Source organism: Budvicia aquatica DSM 5075 = ATCC 35567 (assembly GCF_000427805.1).
Taxonomy (GTDB): domain Bacteria; phylum Pseudomonadota; class Gammaproteobacteria; order Enterobacterales; family Enterobacteriaceae; genus Budvicia; species Budvicia aquatica.
Window position 1 is genome coordinate 187,628 of the sequence record NZ_ATYS01000002.1, and the last position, 16,155, is coordinate 203,782.

The following is a 16,155-nucleotide window of genomic DNA, read 5'->3' on the forward strand; positions in this document are numbered from 1 at the left end:
GAAGTTTAGCTTCCGCTACTAATTTACTGATTTGTTTTATAACAATATTTTTTTTGGCACGGTACTTGCTTAATAGAGCTAGAGAGGAGAAAGGCTAATGTCAGATTTTTTGAATTTAGATCCACAAAGCACGGCTGAGAAATTGGCGTATTACGATGTTATGACCATGCAAACCCAGCTTAAAGGACAGCAAAAGATTTTAGCTGCCCAGAAAGCGGCGCTTTCATCGTTAAGAACGTCGTTAAGCGATTTTCGTACGGCCCTGAGCGATCTGAACAAGCTAAATGACGGTATGTTGCAGAACATCGCAACGGCCAGCGTTGAAGGGATGGCTAAAATCACCACCAACTCTAACGCGGCAAAGGGGAACTACTCGTTTTTTGTATCACAGTTGGCCAGTGCTCATCAGTCCGGGTTAACCAATCTGACTGATGATGATATTGCGAACGGCAGCGGGACGCTCTCCCTGAATATGAACGGCGAGCAGCTTGATATAGATATGGACGGGGTGAAGAGCCTTGAGGAACTGGCGGTTGCCATTAATGGCAATGAAGATAACCCGGGCGTAACCGCTTCAGTTATCCGTACTAACGGTGAGTTAGTGCTGATGCTGAGCAGCAACGAGACGGGCGCTAAGAACCATATTGATGTCACCATGACCGGTTCGGCGTTTGCCAACGCTCAGGAGACTGAAATTACCACCGCTAAGGATGCTGAGGTTTGGATCGGTGAAGAAGGCAAAGGGATTAAAGTCACCAATGACTCCAATACGTTTAGCAATCTGATTCAGGGCGTGACGCTGGAATTTAATCAGGCGCATAAAGCCGGTGATGCTGCGTTAAAAATTAATGTGGGCACCGATGATACTGCGACCAAAGAGAAAATGCAGACGTTCCTGGATGCTTATAACACGCTGTCATCCGCCTTGGGCGAATTGACTAAAAGTGGCAGTGGCGGTACCGATCGCGGAGCGTTTGCCGGTGACTCAGGAATCATGTCGCTGGAGCGTCAGTTAAACAGCATGATCCGTACTCCATTTGGTGGCAAGCAGTTAACCGACTTTGGTATTACCGCTGACCGTGACGGTAAGCTCAAGCTGGACAGCGATAAGTTTAATACTGCGATGAAAGAGAATCCGGGCTCGCTGACCGATATGTTTAACGGCAACGACGGTTTAATTAAGGGTATGGATAAAGTGCTCGATGGTTATCTGAGTAGTACCCGCGGCGAGTTAAAAATGCGTCAGGAAACTATCGACCGTAAAGAGAGCCAGCTCAGCGATCGTGAGGCTCAGATAGAGACCCGTTATGACACGTCGTATAACCGTTATTTAAAGCAGTTTAGTCACTTACAAAAAGTGATTACACAGATGAACTCAACCATGAGTATGTTTTTGACCGCCTAACGGTGAGCTTGTGAAGTAAATAAGGAAAATTATGTATAGCAATCAAAGAGAAGGATATTCGCAATATCAGGAATCTGATCTGGCGATACAGGCTGCAGCGGCCTCACCTTACCAACTGGTCATCATGCTTTTTAGTGGCCTGATGGACGAATTAGTGCGGGCTAAAAGCCACATTGAAGCCAAGCGCTATGAGCGTAAGGTTCAGAGTATTAATAAATGTATCGATATTCTGAATGCGTTAACCAGCGCATTAGATTTCGATAAGGGCGGCGACTTATCTATCAATTTAGCCCGACTGTATGACTACTGCGTTTATCGCTTATATGACGCAAGTGATAAATTGTCAGTCACACAGATTGAAGAAGTTGAAGCCATTCTCACCAACATTCGTGAAGGTTGGGAAAACTTAGGTAAGCAAAATGGATGAGGTTCGCGCCATTCGTGAATTAGGCGTTGAGCTAAAGCGGGTTGCTTCACTGCACCAGTGGGTTCGGTTAGTGGAAGTCGATAAGCGCATTGCTGCGCTATTGCTGGAACTGCGTCAGCGAGACGTAGTTGCACCGGACACGCTGCATGCGGTTAAGCAACTGCAGCTGTTGCATAAAAAAACGGTCGAGTATTGTCGTCATGAACATGAAGTGCTCGATCAAAAGATGAAGCAGCATCAGAACAATCGTGAAGGCATGGCAGCCTACGCCTCAGTCGGATACCACCCGGGAGAATAACGGAATGAATATTAACTCTTTTTCTCAGCCATCTACGCTGTCGTCAGAGAAGTCCTCTGCTCAGGGGAGTCCGCTGGAAAATTTGATGGGGACTATGCCGGATGGAGAAGGCGAGAACCCCACTTTTTCTCTCGACAATCTTCTTCCGGCTTTTGATGAGCCGGAGCTGGCGGCTAACGGAGAAGAGCAAGATATCGTTCCGGATGTTCAGATTGGGGATACGGCTTTGGTTCAGACGCCTGCCGATGAGGCGACTCAGTTGCTGAATTATTTACTCAAAGGTGAATCGAGTGCCGCGACGGGGGAAGTCCGGATTGGCCGCCGTGGGGCTGAGGAGGCTATTCAGCATCGCGGGCTGGCTGCCACGACAGCTATGCCAACAGCCATGCCGACAGCCAGTCAATCAACGCTACCAAATGCGAGTGTGAATAGTGGCACTCAGCCGCCGCGTCCTGCACAGGCAACGGCTATGCCGACCGCCAATGCTGCTGATATGCCAACGTTGATGTCTGCGGCTTCGCAAGTGCTTAGCGTGCGGGGGGAATTAATGGATGGCGCTCCGGCGTCGATGTTAAGAACCCTGTTGGATAAGTCTGATGGTTCGCTGCCATCGCCGTCGTCAATCACTATGCCGGTTGTCGGTATGAGTGCGGCGCAAGAGAGCATCACTCACGGGGTTAATTCGGCCGAACGCCCGGCTAACTGGTCGACGGTTAAGATGGACCCGAACCAACAACAATGGTCACAGCAGTTACATTCTGTGCTCAGCGATCGGTTACAAATTCAGACCGATAACCGGATCCAGCATGCCACGATCCGACTCGATCCGCCGGATATGGGCAAAATTGATATTTCTCTCCATATGGACGGCGGGAAGCTGCAGGTACAAATAAACGCCAGCCAGAATGACGTTTATAAGGCTCTGCAGCACATTAGCCATGAACTTAGAATCAATCTGACTGAGCAAAATTTCAGTCAAGTCAGTGTACAGGTGACTTCAAACGGTCAGCAGCAACAGCAGGGGCAAAATCGCCAGATGAATGGCCAACAGCCTGACCCTGAGGTCGCTCAACATGCTGAACAGGGTGAGTTTACTAAAAATATTGATGACACCATTTTAACCACTGCTTAAGGGATTCAGGGTGATGAAGAAGCACATAATACTTGCACTAATTGTCGCTATTTTTAGCGCGTCGTTAACCGGTTGCGTCATGTTTTTTGCCGGTAATCAGATGCAAAAAAAGGAGCAGGAAGGTGAAGGGATGAGCATAAGTAGCCTGTTCTCTTCAAAAGAAAAAGAAACAGAAGTTCACTTCGTCTCAATTAAAAACATTGTGATTACCCTGAACTCCGGTACAGGCAAAGACGTGAACACCGAAGGGTACGAACACTATTTGTTACTTGATTTAGCATTAACGGCGAGTAATGAAGAATTGGCTAACAAAGTCGAAAGTGCAATTCCGTTAATTCAGAGTTCAACGGTGAATCTATTAACCAATATGAACTATTCCGATATCCGCAGTATGAGCGTAGTTGAGCTACGACAAAAATTGTTGGATGAGTATAAAAAAGCCTATGAAGAACTCAAGATGACGGTCACGTTTAATGATGTGCTGATCAGCAAAATGGTCTTCCAATAGCGAGATGTTATGACACGGAGTAATGAGCTGAAATGCATACTACAACGCATGGTATAGCGGAATTTCAGGACGTGGGGCTGATGACTGCGGATGATGAAGGCCGGTATATAAAAGATTACCTGCCGTTAGTTAAACGCACGGTAAGCCAGCTGGCCTTTCAGGCCAGCAGCGTGATGGACCGTCAGGATATGGAACAGATCGCCCTGATGGGGTTGCTGGATTCCTTGCGTCGCTATGGTAAACCTGACGAACAGTTTGCCGCTTATGCAATTCATCGTGTAAGAGGGGCGATTCTGGACGAGCTGCGTCAGCTAGATTGGCGTCCGCGGCGTTTACGCCAAAAGACCCATAAATTGAATGACGCTATCCGCGAACTGACCAAAAAATTGGGCCGCGAGCCCGGATTTGATGAGATTTCTACCCAGTTAAATATTTCAGCTGATGAATATCAGGAATATTTGTTACTGGACAGTGCCAGATCGATGGAAAGCCTGGATGAGCTATTAATGCCTGAGTCGTATACCGATTCACTACATAGCCGTTCTATTGAAGATGAAGAAGTGATTCGTCGGACACTTGCCAGCGCGGTGGGTTCTTTAGACGAAAGAGAGCAGCTAATTTTGAATCTGTACTATCAGCAAGAGCTGAGCTTGAAAGAGATTGCTCTGGTTATGGATTTGACGGAAGCACGTATCTGTCAGATGAATAAGAAGATATCAGAAAAAATTAAAAGTTTTTTCTAGTCAGAGGATGTTATGCAGAAATTATTAGGCATGCTGATTGTATTTGGCTGCGTATTCGGTGGTTATATTGCCGCCGGCGGGAAGATAGTTGCTATATGGCAGCCCGCAGAAATCATCATTATTTTAGGTGCCGGCTTAGGTGCAATGGTGATCGCCAATCCTAAGCATGTTTTAAAAGAGATCTTTGCCCAGAGCAAGGCATCTTGTCGTAAAAGTGAATACACCGCTGAGTTTCAGCGCCAGCTATTGATGATGCTGTATGAACTATTAGAGATGGTTCAGGACGGCGGACTTAAGGTACTGGATCAACATATTGAAGTACCTGAAGAGAGCACGTTATTCCAACGCTATCCTTCTATTCTGAAAGATAAGAAGTTGATGACGTTTGTTTCTGATAACTTCCGTCTGATGGCCATGGGTAAAATCAATGAGCATGAGCTGGAAGGTATCCTCGAGCAGGAAATTGAAGCGGTAGAAGACGAAATCTTAATTCCTTCCCGCTCTATGCAACGTATTGCTGAAGCCATGCCCGGCTTTGGTATCTGTGCTGCGGTTTTAGGTATTATCATTACCATGCAGTCAATCGACGGTTCTATTGCAGTGATCGGTTTAAAGGTTGCGGCCGCGCTGGTAGGAACATTCCTCGGGGTATTCTTCAGCTACTGTTTATTAGATCCATTAGCCAATGCAATGGAACAGCGTTCACGCATTCAGCTCTCTTTGCTGGAGTGTGTTCGTACCGTTCTGGTTAACCATGTTGCAGGTAAACCAACCTTACTGGCGGTGGATGCCGGACGTAAAATGTTGCCATTGGACACGAAACCGACCTTTGCGAAGCTGGATGCCTGGGTGAATGAGTTGGTGGACGCATCGTAATGAAAAGGTCAGGACGTGGAAGTGGCGGGCATACAACGATTATCAAGCGTTCGTCTAAAAAGGGTCATCACGCCGCGCATACCGGCGCATGGAAAGTGGCATTTGCCGACTTTACCTTAGCGATGATGGCACTGTTTATGGTGTTATGGATTGTGAACTCAGTGTCACAAGAAGAGCGTGAAGAGATTGTTGCGGTATTGAACGGACATACCATTTTTGATGGTAACCCATTCTCTCCGATTAGCTCGTTGGATGGTTCTTCTAAAGGAACCAAACCAGTACCGATGCCAATTAAAGTCTCAGCCCATATGGCTGATGTTAAAACTAACGCGATTAATCCGCGTCAACAGCGACCTTTGGTTCCTAATCCTCGGGCTACGCTGAATACAGCACTGTATAACTCTAAGCTGGAAATGGAAGATTTAGCCCGAGTGATTCTGAAGATCACCGAATCACTGGAAGCCGGATCTAACCTTAAAATCGAAATTGTACCGCAGGGGCTGCGAATTCTGGTTCAGGACGATAAATCTCGTGAAATGTTCCAGCGGGGTAGCGCACAGCTTTCGCCATTCTTTAATGAATTATTACTAGAACTGGCGCCGGTATTCGATGAGATCGAAAACCCAATGATTATTACCGGCCACACGGATGCTGTCCGATATAAGAGTAAGGATAACTACAATAACTGGAATCTGTCCGGTGACCGTGCTCTGGAAGCCCGTAGAGTGCTGGAGAAGGGCGGATTGAGCGAAAGTAAAGTCATTCAGGTTAATGCCATGTCAGCTCAGATGCTGCTGGATCCTGACGAGCCGGAAGGCGCTCAGAATCGCCGAATCGAAATTATGGTTCTGACCAAAAGTGCGGCAGATACGCTGTATCAGTTCTTTGGCAACCACGGTGAAAAAGTGGTTAAGCCTGCCGCAGAACGGGTAGAAGGTGTGGCTTCAGCGATGAACACCAAATAATAATTTAAAGATTATGTTGGTATAAAAAAAGCCCTCCGGCCATAACCGGAGGGCTTTTTTTAACTTTCTAGCTGGTGAGAGACCAAGCAACTCGTTGTTGTATAATAAAAATTGTTGCTCAATTTTGTGATGGGAATTTGTTTTAGGTTGGTTAATTTATTGCTATTCAAAACAAAGAAATTAAAACTTTTAATATGAATTAGATTAAATAATAATCAACTGCAAATAAGAATAAATCAACATCACATCACGGAGCATTACTATGACCACATCTACTGAAGATCCTCATCTGCCGGTTGACGGTGATTATATGTTTACCCCGATTCCTGACCACGCAAGAAGGCCGACCTGGAAGCAGATTTTAGTCTGGATCGGTTTTGGCTATGTGGCGACAGGTCTTTTTATTGGCGGTACGCTGGCCGGCTGGGGCGGGAATCCCGGCGTTTCTTTTCCAAAGGCGCTGTTGGCCATTACTATCGGCATGGGCATCCTTTTTATTATTACCTCACTACTGGGCATTATGGCGCAGAAAACCGGGCTTAGTTTAGCGTTGCTGAGCCGGTACTCTTATGGCGCACTGGGCGCTAATTTACCGATGCTCGCCATGGGGCTATTAACCTTAGGTTGGTTCTCGGCCATTACCGGTATGGTGGGGGATATATGGGGAACCTTTGTCGGTAATCCGTCGGGCATGATTATTTTCGACCCGGCCAGCCTTGGCTATTCAATACCCCCGATTACTCTTGAAGTATTCGCTATCTGCCTTTTTTGTGGAATGTTGTTCACGATTACTTCGCTATATGGCATGAAAGGCCTTGAAATTATTGCTATACCTGTCTCTCCGGTGATTATGGCAATTGCTGTATTTGTGGGTATTAGCATGTTGCAGGAGGGGGGCGGAATAACGGCGTTTATTGAAAAATCGTCATTAAATACCGGCATGAGCCTGTCTACGGGAATTACCATGTTGATTGGCAGCTGGATTGCCGGTGCGATAATGGGCGTAGATCTGTTTCGTTTTAATAAAAACGTTCGAGCTGTACTGTGGGGAGCCGCGGCCTGTTTTATTTTCACCAATCCGCTGCTCAATATCGTCGGATATATTGGTACCATTACCGTTGGTCAGCCTAACTACGTACAGTGGATGATGGATAAGAGTTTTATTTTCGCTCTGGTCGGGGTGCTGACGTGGACGCTTTCACTGTGGACCACCAACGACGCTGAGCTTTATTGCAATGCGATGTACACCGGTCCGGTGCTAAAGTCTTATGGTGTGCCAGTAAACAAAAAGAAGCTGATTTTAACCGTTGGTATTATTGGTTCAATTCTTGGGTCTATCGGTTTTTATCAGATTTTCTTTGCTCAGTTCATTAACTATCTCGGCATCATGGCTCCGCCATTGGCCGGGCCTCTGCTGGCGGATTATTACTTAATCCGCAGGCAGCGCTACGACTTAAAAGAGTTAAATTCACATCCGTCCTATAACTGGATTGGCATAATTTCAGCCATTGTAGGGATGTTCCTGGGATTAATTTTTGTCGTTCAAAATATATTAACGGAATGGCCAACCGGCCTGTTGGCTTTATTCATTACCGTTGCGCTGTATACGGTTCTGCGTTTGCTGGTTCCACATAAAGCGGTTGTTATTAGCCCATAATTGAGGGGAAAGTTGGAATGAAAAAAGTCTTCTTAAATCAATTTAACACAGCTGAGCTTGAATCGCTGTTTGCCCATAATCGGATTGATAGCGTGATTACCGTATTTGGCAGTTGTGAAAGTCATGGCGACCATTTACCGCTGGGGCCGGATCTGTTTGTACCAACGGAAGTGGCGCGTCAGGCAGCGTTAAAGTTGGATAATACCTTGGTCGTTCCGGGGGTTCCTTTTGGCACATCGATGCACTACAACGCCAATCCGATGGCCGTCACATTACGTTTTGAAACCGTTATTGCGATTGCTGAAGATATGTTTGAAAGCCTGATTCAGTATGGCATCAAGCATATTTTTGTGCTCAACGGCCACGATGGCAATATTGCACCGCTGGAAATTGCCCAGCGTAAAGTGAAGGCCCGTCATAAAGATGTGGTTTTCGCCTTTATGCCTGCATGGTGGTACCTGATTGGTGAGCACGTTAATAAAGACTTTTTTAGCGAATGGGATGGCCTTGGTCACGGCGGAGAGGGGGAAACATCAATAACGATGGCAGTTTGCCCTGAACTCTGTGATGTGACTAAAGCGGTACGGCAGATGCCTGACGACAGTATCCGTTTAGGTAAAAACGTTCAGATGATTTGGGATATTTCTGAAGTCTCAGCAACGGGGGCTACGGGTAACCCAACGCAGGCATCGGAAGAAAAAGGTAAAAAAATGTTGGAGATTCTGGTCGGGCTGGTCGTTGACAGCATCAAGGAACTAGAGAAAACCAATTGGGATTTCGACCGGCGTTTGGCCCATAAGATTAAATAGCTAAGCTATAGACTGAGTAGGGAAGCCATCAATATGTATGGCTTCCTTTTTTTATTCTCTCTTGATATCTATTGGCTTTGCAGTGCAACTTTTAAACCAAGGGAAATAAAGATTGTACCGATGATTTTTCCCTGCCAGCGGTTCAGCCATGACAGGCGCTTAAGCAATATGCCTAATGGCCGGACGATAAACACCAGAGTTGTGGTATATAAAATGCCGAGTACCACAAAAATAGCGCCGAGTATGGTGAACTGCATGAGCGACGAGCCCTGCTCAGGGTGAACAAACTGCGGGAAAAAAGCCAGAAAGAATAGTGCCGTTTTAGGATTCAATATTTCAGCCGGAACCGCCTGCAGAAAGGCTTTCATCGGCGATAAGTTTTGTACTATGGGCGCCGATGAGTCGCCTCTCTTTTCCAGTAACGCGCGTACCCCGAGGTAAATCAGGTAGCCTGCGCCGACAATCTTAACAATATTAAATGCCAGAGCTGATGTCATCAGTATGGCCGATAGGCCAACGGCGGCAAGCAGAGCATGGATCGAGTCGCCGAGCGCAATGCCCAAACCGGTCATGATTCCCGTTTTACGGCCACCCTGAGCGGTGCGGGTTAATACCAGCAAAACCGCAGGGCCGGGGATCAAAAACAGCCCCAGAACGACAACCAGATAGGTACTTAAGGTAGTAAGGTCAATCATATCGGACCCTTAAAGCAATACTGAATACTGAATACTGAATAACATGCGCTAAATTAAGCGTTTTTAAGCAAAAAGGCCAGCAAATGCTGGCCTCAGACGGCTAACCAATACTTTAATGACTCATGAGTCAGTCTTAAAAATAGTTAATCGGAGGGAGCGCCCGTGGGCGGACTAAGCCCGGAGCCCGATATATTGAAAAAGTCGCCCCTCTGCCGCTAGGCGAAATCAATATTCTGATGCTGCTTATGCGGACGAAATATGCGCTGAAATTAAATTAAACCACTTTGTCAGTAATCTTATAGGCCAGCAAATGCTGGCCTATAAACATATTACCAAACAAATACGGTTAGCTTAAAAACGCGGGTTGCTTGGCTTCATAAGCGCTGATTTCAGCATCATGCTGTAAGGTCAGACCGATGCTGTCTAGCCCGTTAATCATGCAGTGCTTACGGAATGCATCGATCTCAAAGCTATAGCTTTTTCCACCGGCGATCACCGTTTGATTTTCTAAATCAACGGTAAACTGAATACCTTCCTGACTATCAACCAGCTTAAACAGTTCGTCGATATCTGCTTCGCTCAGCGTCAGCGGTAGCAATTGGTTATTCAGCGAGTTGCCGTAGAAGATATCGGCAAAGCTTGATGCAATAACCACTTTAAAACCGTAGTCAGTCAGTGCCCATGGTGCATGCTCACGGGAAGAACCACAGCCAAAGTTCTCACGGGTCAACAGAATTGATGCCCCTTTATAACGCGGCTTATTCAATACAAAGTCAGGATTAGGTTTTTGACCTGCATCGTCAAGAAAGCGCCAGTCATTAAACAGGTGCTGACCAAACCCGGTGCGGGTTACTTTCTGTAAGAACTGCTTAGGAATGATGGCATCTGTATCGATATTGGCTGCGTCTAATGGCACCACGATTCCGATATGTTGGGTAAATTTAGTCATATTGTGAGGCTCCTTATTTGGCTTGTCTCAGCTCACGGATATCGGCAAAGTGGCCACTAATTGCAGCCGCAGCCGCCATCGCAGGACTCACTAAATGGGTACGTCCACCGCGGCCCTGACGGCCTTCAAAGTTGCGGTTGCTGGTAGATGCGCAACGTTCACCCGGCTCTAAACGGTCATTATTCATGGCTAAACACATAGAACAACCCGGTAAACGCCATTCGAAACCGGCTTCAATAAAGATCTTATCCAGACCTTCTTCTTCTGCCTGAGCTTTAACCGGGCCCGATCCCGGAACGACCATGGCAACAACGCCCGGTGCAACTTTACGCCCTTTAGCAATGGCTGCCGCAGCACGTAAATCTTCAATGCGTGAGTTGGTGCAAGAGCCAATAAACACTTTATCAATAGCAACATCAGTCAGTTTAGTTCCGGCTTTCAAATCCATATAGGCCAGCGCTTTTTCTGCTGAGGTACGCTCAACCGGATCGGTAAAGGATGCCGGATCCGGGATGGCTTGATCAACGGCCATTACCTGGCCGGGATTGGTTCCCCACGTCACCTGTGGCGCAATGTCTGCCGCGTTCAACGTGACAATAGTATCGAATTTAGCGCCTTCATCTGATTTCAGCGTGCGCCAGTAGGCAACGGCTTGCTGCCATTTTTCACCTTTAGGTGAGAACTGGCGGCCTTTGACGTATTCAAATGTGATGTCATCAGGCGCCACGATACCGGCTTTAGCGCCCATCTCGATAGCCATATTACACAGGGTCATACGGCCTTCCATTGACAGTGCTTCAATGGCTTTACCGCAAAACTCAACTACGTGGCCGGTTCCGCCGGCATGGCCGATTTTACCGATAATGGCTAACACGATATCTTTGGCAGTGATGCCTTCAGCGGCATCGCCATTGACTTCAATCTTCATGGTTTTAGCACGAGACTGTTTCAACGTTTGGGTGGCCAGTACGTGTTCAACCTCAGAGGTGCCGATACCAAAGGCCAGCGAACCGAATGCACCGTGAGTAGCGGTATGAGAGTCACCGCAAACGATAGTCATGCCCGGCAGGGTCATGCCTTGTTCTGGCCCGATAACGTGCACAATTCCCTGATAGGGGTGATTCAGGTCATATAATGATACGTTGAATTCAGCACAGTTCTTAATCAGTTCCTGCATCTGAATGCGTGCCATTTCACCGCAGGCATTGATATCTTTTGTCTGGGTCGAAACGTTGTGATCCATCGTGGCAAAGGTTTTACCCGGCTGGCGGACTTTACGCTTCATGGCGCGCAGACCGTCAAAAGCCTGAGGTGAAGTCACTTCATGGACCAAATGGCGATCGATATATAACAACGGAGTTTCATTCGGTGCTTCGTGGACAACGTGAGCATCGTATAATTTTTGATACAGTGTTTTAGCCATTTTTATGCCCCCTGAGACACGAACTGAGCAATGATATCGCCCATTTTACTGGTGCTGATAGATTGGCCGTTACCGGCTAAATCTGAGGTACGGTAGCCTTGCTCTAATGCCTGATTAATGGCTTTTTCGATAGCGGTAGCTGCATCATCAGCTTGCAGGCTATAGCGCAGTAACAGTGCCAGAGATAAAATCTGCGCAATTGGGTTGGCGATATCTTTACCGGCGATATCCGGAGCTGAACCACCGGCTGGTTCGTATAAACCGAAGCCTTTATCGTTCAGGCTGGCAGAAGGCAGCATACCCATAGAGCCGGTAATCATGGCACATTCATCAGATAAAATGTCACCAAACAGGTTAGAACACAGTACAACGTCAAACTGAGATGGCTCTTTAATCATTTGCATCGTCGCATTGTCGATATACATATGATTCAGGGCAACGTCAGGATACTGCTGGGCAATTTCACTGACCACTTCGCGCCATAAAATAGAACTTTGTAATACGTTCGATTTATCAATGGAGGTCACTTTTGCACGACGCTTACGGGCCGCTTCAAAGGCAATGTGGGCAATACGTTCGATCTCGTAACGATGATAAACCTCGGTATCAAAAGCTTTCTCTTCCGGGCCGCTACCTTCACGGCCTTTAGGTTGACCGAAATAGATGCCGCCGGTCAGTTCACGTACGCATAAGATATCAAAGCCTTTATGAGCGATGTCGCTTCTTAACGGACAGAAGTCTTCTAATCCCTGATATAAGCGGGCAGGACGCAGGTTGCTGAATAACTGGAAGTGTTTGCGTAATGGCAATAATGCGCCGCGCTCTGGCTGTTCTGCCGGTGGCAGGTTTTCCCATTTAGGGCCGCCAACGGAACCAAATAAAATAGCATCAGCCTGCTCGCATCCGACAACCGTCGCACCCGGCAGAGGCATGCCATGACGATCGATAGCAGCGCCACCTACGTCATATTCGGTAGTTGTGATCTGCATATTGAAGCGCTGGCGAACTGCTTCTAATACTTTTTGGGCCTGTTGCATGACTTCGGGACCGATGCCGTCTCCTGGCAGAACTGCGATATGATAAGAACGCGTCATAGTTGTATTTGCTCCATTACCTTATAGATTTATTTTAATGTTTCTAATGCTGCTAATTCCTGCGTATGGCAATGGTTACGGGTCGCCATAAGCAGGTTTGAAATTTTTTATGCTGACTGGGACAAACGCTGTTTTTGTTCTTCTACCTGCTGCGCACGCCAGATATGGTTCAGTACATGGACCAGCGCCTGTGCAGATGATTCAACGATATCCGTTGCCAGACCCACACCGTGGAAGCGGCGGCCTTCATATTCAGCGACGATATCAACCTGGCCCAGTGCATCTTTGCCCTGACCTTTGGCCGTCAGTTGATATTTAACAATTGAAATCGGGTAACCGGCAATACGGTTAATTGCCTGATAAACCGCATCAACCGGACCGTTTCCTGTTGCAGCTTCTGATTTGATTTCGCCGCCGCAGGATAAGCGCACGGATGCGGTTGCCATCAAATTAGTGCCCGATTGTACGCTGAAGTAATCCAGACCGAAGTGATCTTGCTCTTCTTGCTGCTTACGAATGAACACCAGTGCTTCTAAATCGTAATCAAATACCTGACCTTTTTTATCGGCCAGCTTCAGAAATTCGCTGTACAGCTCGTCCAGTGAGTAATCATTATCGGTATAACCCATGGCTTCCATACGGTGTTTTACCGCCGCGCGGCCAGAGCGAGAGGTTAAGTTCAACTGCACTTGGCTGAAACCAATGGACTCCGGCGTCATGATTTCATAGGTTTCACGATTTTTCAGTACCCCATCCTGATGGATACCGGAGGAGTGAGCATAGGCATTGGAACCGACAACGGCTTTATTCGCCGGAACGGGCATATTACACAGCTGGCTGACTAATTGGCTGGTGCGGTAAATTTCTTGGTGATTGATATTAGTATGAACGCCCAGTAAATCCTGACGCACTTTTATCGCCATGATAACTTCTTCCAGCGAACAGTTACCCGCACGCTCGCCCAAACCGTTAATTGTCCCTTCCACCTGACGGGCACCGGCCTGCACTGCGGTAATAGAGTTAGCGACTGACATGCCTAAGTCGTCATGACAATGGACAGAGACGATAGCTTTATCAATGTTTGGAACGCGCTGGTATAAGGTTTCAATGATATTGCCGAACTGACGAGGAACGGTGTAGCCAACGGTATCAGGGATATTAATGGTGGTTGCACCCGCGTTAATCGCGGACTCTACGATACGACATAAGTTATCGATTGGCGTGCGGCCAGCATCTTCACATGAGAATTCAACGTCATCAGTATAATTACGCGCTCTTTTTACCGAACGAATAGCCATTTCCATCACGTCTTCAAACGAGCGCTTTAACTTAGATTCGATATGCAGTGTGGAGGTGGCTAAGAATACGTGAATACGGAAGGCTTCAGCGATACGCAGTGCTTCAGCGGCGACGTCGATATCTTTATCAACGCAGCGGGCCAAGGCGCAAACCCGGCTATTTTTAATCTGGCGGGCAATGGTTTGTACTGAATCGAAATCGCCCGGAGAGGAGACAGGAAAACCGACTTCCATTACGTCAACGCCCATGCGCTCTAAGGCTAAAGCGATCTGCAATTTTTCTTTAACACTCAGGCTGGCTTGTAATGCCTGTTCGCCATCACGCAGGGTGGTATCAAATATAATGACTTGCTGGCTCATGCTGTATTCCTTTTCTTTTTATACCGACTGATTAGGTGTGTCACTGCCTGCGGAGCGAAAAAAAACCCGCGCAGGTAGCGCGGGTTTCTTGTGTTCTGACTGAATCAGGTCAGTTCGTTTTCCACAAGCCAGCCGCGCAACGGGATGCGAGGAGGAGGAGGCTGAGGAGACGAATTGAAAAAATCATATGATCCAGTTCTCTAATAAATTATTTTCACAATGGTGTAAATTGATACTGGATTACCGAAGCGTTGTCAACGTTTGTTTTAAAATAGAGCTGAAATATTTATCATTACCGGATGCTATATGTTAGTAACATGCGCTTAGATATTTATCATATTCATACCGGAGAGGCTCAATGCCAACGATAAAAACTTTTATTAAATTTGCGTTTATTGCGGTGGGCGTCGTGATTCTAATTACCTATATGCTCGGTGGCCTTGACGGCGTTAAGGGGCTGATGGGCGGGTAAATCACAACATCACCTGATATATAGCTATTATTTAAATCATTTTCTCAATTAAACCTCACCGTTTCCAACGTTAATCTTTATTTCTACTACACTTACTAAGGATTAACGTTATTGGAGGATATATGAATAAATGGTTAGTTGCTTTGCTTGGAATTGCTGCCATGGCCACCAGCGCCGTCAGCCAGGCAAACGTAGTACAAGATCAGATGAAGTTGATTGCCAGTAATTACCGTACGGTATTGAAAACGGACTCTCCTGAAGAATTTAAGCAGGGGTTGGAAGCCATGAAACAGGCTGCGACTCTGGCTGAGCAAGGTACACCAAGCAAGCTGGAAGGTCAGGATAAAGACAGTGCCAGCATGAAAGATTTTCGCTATGGTTTAACGACGCTTATTGGTGAAATAGATAGTGCAAAAGCGTTAGCTGATGCTGGCCAGTTTGAGCAAGCGAAGCAGGCGGCTGAGCAGTTTAAGCTGACCCGTGATGAATTCCATAAAAAGTATAAGTAAATGACTCAACGTTGGGATCCGGTTGTCAGGGTGACGCATTGGTGCGTTGCCCTTGGTTTTCTGCTCAATCGCTTGCACATTACCGATCCCGGTGCATTTTCGCATCGGATTATTGGGTTAGCCGTTGCTGCGCTGGTGGTGATTCGCGTGCTATGGGGGCTAACCAAAGCAAAGGGCCCGGCCAGATTATCTGCGTTAATTCCGACAAAAACCGCTATTTGCCATCATATCAATGAAGTCCGAACCCGCTCATCCGACAAATCGTTGGGTCATAATCCGCTAGGAGCAATGGCTATTTGGCTATTCTGGATTTGTCTTCCTCTTATTGCTTTTACCGGATGGGCTCAAGACACATCATTGATGGATCTCTATCCGCTTGAGGTCTGGCACTATTGGCTCGTGAATTTTGTTACTTTACTTGTTTGTTTACACATCAGCGCCGTTATCGGACTTTCTCTTTGGTTAAAACACAACTTAATTAGGGCCATGTTGCCCGGAAAAAAATAAGATTGCTGTTTTATTAATACCATGTAAA

General features: G+C 46.8%; 17 protein-coding genes. 12 read left to right on the forward strand and 5 right to left on the reverse strand.

What is annotated here, in order from left to right; translation table 11 throughout:
* Nucleotides 1-97: 97 nt before the first annotated feature.
* From fliD to YWE_RS0102565, 10 genes are all read left to right on the forward strand, one after another.
* Nucleotides 98-1,405: a flagellar filament capping protein FliD gene (fliD, locus tag YWE_RS0102520; RefSeq protein WP_029093096.1), complete on the forward strand. Its 1,308-nt coding sequence runs from the start codon at nt 98-100 to the stop codon at nt 1,403-1,405.
* 31 nt (nt 1,406-1,436) lie between these two features.
* Nucleotides 1,437-1,832 carry a flagellar export chaperone FliS gene (gene fliS / locus YWE_RS0102525; RefSeq protein WP_029093097.1) on the forward strand — a complete coding sequence of 132 codons (396 nt, stop codon included), beginning with the start codon at nt 1,437-1,439 and terminating at the stop codon, nt 1,830-1,832.
* Entirely contained in the window at nt 1,825-2,130 is a 306-nt protein-coding gene (locus YWE_RS0102530; RefSeq protein WP_029093098.1) for a hypothetical protein, read from the forward strand. The genes fliS and YWE_RS0102530 overlap by 8 nt, the downstream gene beginning before the upstream one ends.
* A gap of 4 nt (nt 2,131-2,134) precedes the next feature.
* On the forward strand, nt 2,135-3,262 hold the full coding sequence (locus YWE_RS28880) for a flagellar hook-length control protein FliK (protein WP_051323146.1): 1,128 nt from the start codon (nt 2,135-2,137) through the stop codon (nt 3,260-3,262).
* A 13-nt stretch (nt 3,263-3,275) separates the two neighbouring features.
* Nucleotides 3,276-3,770, forward strand: coding sequence for a flagellar basal body-associated FliL family protein (locus YWE_RS0102540; RefSeq protein WP_036014808.1), 495 nt, complete (start codon nt 3,276-3,278; stop codon nt 3,768-3,770).
* Nucleotides 3,771-3,802: 32 nt separating this feature from the next.
* Nucleotides 3,803-4,513 carry a FliA/WhiG family RNA polymerase sigma factor gene (locus YWE_RS0102545; protein ID WP_051323147.1) on the forward strand — a complete coding sequence of 237 codons (711 nt, stop codon included), beginning with the start codon at nt 3,803-3,805 and terminating at the stop codon, nt 4,511-4,513.
* A 12-nt stretch (nt 4,514-4,525) separates the two neighbouring features.
* Nucleotides 4,526-5,389: a flagellar motor stator protein MotA gene (gene motA, locus YWE_RS0102550; RefSeq protein ID WP_029093101.1), complete on the forward strand. Its 864-nt coding sequence runs from the start codon at nt 4,526-4,528 to the stop codon at nt 5,387-5,389.
* Entirely contained in the window at nt 5,389-6,354 is a 966-nt protein-coding gene (gene lafU / locus YWE_RS0102555; protein WP_029093102.1) for a putative lateral flagellar export/assembly protein LafU, read from the forward strand. The genes motA and lafU overlap by 1 nt, the downstream gene beginning before the upstream one ends.
* A gap of 262 nt (nt 6,355-6,616) precedes the next feature.
* The gene (locus tag YWE_RS26410) at nt 6,617-8,011 is read left to right on the forward strand and encodes a purine-cytosine permease family protein (RefSeq protein ID WP_036014810.1); all 1,395 of its coding nucleotides are present in this window, start codon (nt 6,617-6,619) and stop codon (nt 8,009-8,011) included.
* 17 nt (nt 8,012-8,028) lie between these two features.
* The gene (locus tag YWE_RS0102565) at nt 8,029-8,820 is read left to right on the forward strand and encodes a creatininase family protein (RefSeq protein WP_029093103.1); all 792 of its coding nucleotides are present in this window, start codon (nt 8,029-8,031) and stop codon (nt 8,818-8,820) included.
* A 68-nt stretch (nt 8,821-8,888) separates the two neighbouring features.
* Here the strand turns inward: YWE_RS0102565 and YWE_RS0102570 are convergent, their stop codons facing one another.
* The 5 genes from YWE_RS0102570 to leuA all read right to left on the reverse strand — a co-directional run bounded on the left by YWE_RS0102570 (nt 8,889) and on the right by leuA (nt 14,639).
* Nucleotides 8,889-9,515, reverse strand: coding sequence for a LysE family translocator (locus tag YWE_RS0102570; protein ID WP_029093104.1), 627 nt, complete (start codon nt 9,513-9,515; stop codon nt 8,889-8,891).
* A 346-nt stretch (nt 9,516-9,861) separates the two neighbouring features.
* On the reverse strand, nt 9,862-10,464 hold the full coding sequence (leuD, locus tag YWE_RS0102575) for a 3-isopropylmalate dehydratase small subunit (RefSeq protein WP_029093105.1): 603 nt from the start codon (nt 10,462-10,464) through the stop codon (nt 9,862-9,864).
* A gap of 13 nt (nt 10,465-10,477) precedes the next feature.
* Entirely contained in the window at nt 10,478-11,887 is a 1,410-nt protein-coding gene (gene leuC, locus YWE_RS0102580) for a 3-isopropylmalate dehydratase large subunit (protein WP_029093106.1), read from the reverse strand.
* 2 nt (nt 11,888-11,889) lie between these two features.
* Nucleotides 11,890-12,981, reverse strand: coding sequence for a 3-isopropylmalate dehydrogenase (gene leuB / locus YWE_RS0102585; RefSeq protein WP_029093107.1), 1,092 nt, complete (start codon nt 12,979-12,981; stop codon nt 11,890-11,892).
* A gap of 107 nt (nt 12,982-13,088) precedes the next feature.
* On the reverse strand, nt 13,089-14,639 hold the full coding sequence (gene leuA, locus YWE_RS0102590; protein ID WP_029093108.1) for a 2-isopropylmalate synthase: 1,551 nt from the start codon (nt 14,637-14,639) through the stop codon (nt 13,089-13,091).
* A 594-nt stretch (nt 14,640-15,233) separates the two neighbouring features.
* Between leuA and cybC the strand changes: the two genes are divergently transcribed.
* Together cybC and YWE_RS0102605 are read left to right on the forward strand one after the other, a co-directional pair.
* Nucleotides 15,234-15,620: a cytochrome b562 gene (gene cybC, locus YWE_RS0102600; RefSeq protein WP_029093109.1), complete on the forward strand. Its 387-nt coding sequence runs from the start codon at nt 15,234-15,236 to the stop codon at nt 15,618-15,620.
* Nucleotides 15,621-16,127, forward strand: coding sequence for a cytochrome b/b6 domain-containing protein (locus tag YWE_RS0102605; protein ID WP_029093110.1), 507 nt, complete (start codon nt 15,621-15,623; stop codon nt 16,125-16,127).
* Nucleotides 16,128-16,155: the final 28 nt, after the last annotated feature.

What these genes read in the sequence shown, in the direction of transcription:
- fliD (WP_029093096.1), top strand. Translation starts at nt 98, where the DNA reads ATGTCAGATTTTTTGAATTTAGATCCACAAAGCACGGCTGAGAAATTG.
- fliS (WP_029093097.1), top strand. Translation starts at nt 1,437, where the DNA reads ATGTATAGCAATCAAAGAGAAGGATATTCGCAATATCAGGAATCTGAT.
- YWE_RS0102530 (WP_029093098.1), top strand. Translation starts at nt 1,825, where the DNA reads ATGGATGAGGTTCGCGCCATTCGTGAATTAGGCGTTGAGCTAAAGCGG.
- YWE_RS28880 (WP_051323146.1), top strand. Translation starts at nt 2,135, where the DNA reads ATGAATATTAACTCTTTTTCTCAGCCATCTACGCTGTCGTCAGAGAAG.
- YWE_RS0102540 (WP_036014808.1), top strand. Translation starts at nt 3,276, where the DNA reads ATGAAGAAGCACATAATACTTGCACTAATTGTCGCTATTTTTAGCGCG.
- YWE_RS0102545 (WP_051323147.1), top strand. Translation starts at nt 3,803, where the DNA reads ATGCATACTACAACGCATGGTATAGCGGAATTTCAGGACGTGGGGCTG.
- motA (WP_029093101.1), top strand. Translation starts at nt 4,526, where the DNA reads ATGCAGAAATTATTAGGCATGCTGATTGTATTTGGCTGCGTATTCGGT.
- lafU (WP_029093102.1), top strand. Translation starts at nt 5,389, where the DNA reads ATGAAAAGGTCAGGACGTGGAAGTGGCGGGCATACAACGATTATCAAG.
- YWE_RS26410 (WP_036014810.1), top strand. Translation starts at nt 6,617, where the DNA reads ATGACCACATCTACTGAAGATCCTCATCTGCCGGTTGACGGTGATTAT.
- YWE_RS0102565 (WP_029093103.1), top strand. Translation starts at nt 8,029, where the DNA reads ATGAAAAAAGTCTTCTTAAATCAATTTAACACAGCTGAGCTTGAATCG.
- YWE_RS0102570 (WP_029093104.1), bottom strand. Translation starts at nt 9,515, where the DNA reads ATGATTGACCTTACTACCTTAAGTACCTATCTGGTTGTCGTTCTGGGG.
- leuD (WP_029093105.1), bottom strand. Translation starts at nt 10,464, where the DNA reads ATGACTAAATTTACCCAACATATCGGAATCGTGGTGCCATTAGACGCA.
- leuC (WP_029093106.1), bottom strand. Translation starts at nt 11,887, where the DNA reads ATGGCTAAAACACTGTATCAAAAATTATACGATGCTCACGTTGTCCAC.
- leuB (WP_029093107.1), bottom strand. Translation starts at nt 12,981, where the DNA reads ATGACGCGTTCTTATCATATCGCAGTTCTGCCAGGAGACGGCATCGGT.
- leuA (WP_029093108.1), bottom strand. Translation starts at nt 14,639, where the DNA reads ATGAGCCAGCAAGTCATTATATTTGATACCACCCTGCGTGATGGCGAA.
- cybC (WP_029093109.1), top strand. Translation starts at nt 15,234, where the DNA reads ATGAATAAATGGTTAGTTGCTTTGCTTGGAATTGCTGCCATGGCCACC.
- YWE_RS0102605 (WP_029093110.1), top strand. Translation starts at nt 15,621, where the DNA reads ATGACTCAACGTTGGGATCCGGTTGTCAGGGTGACGCATTGGTGCGTT.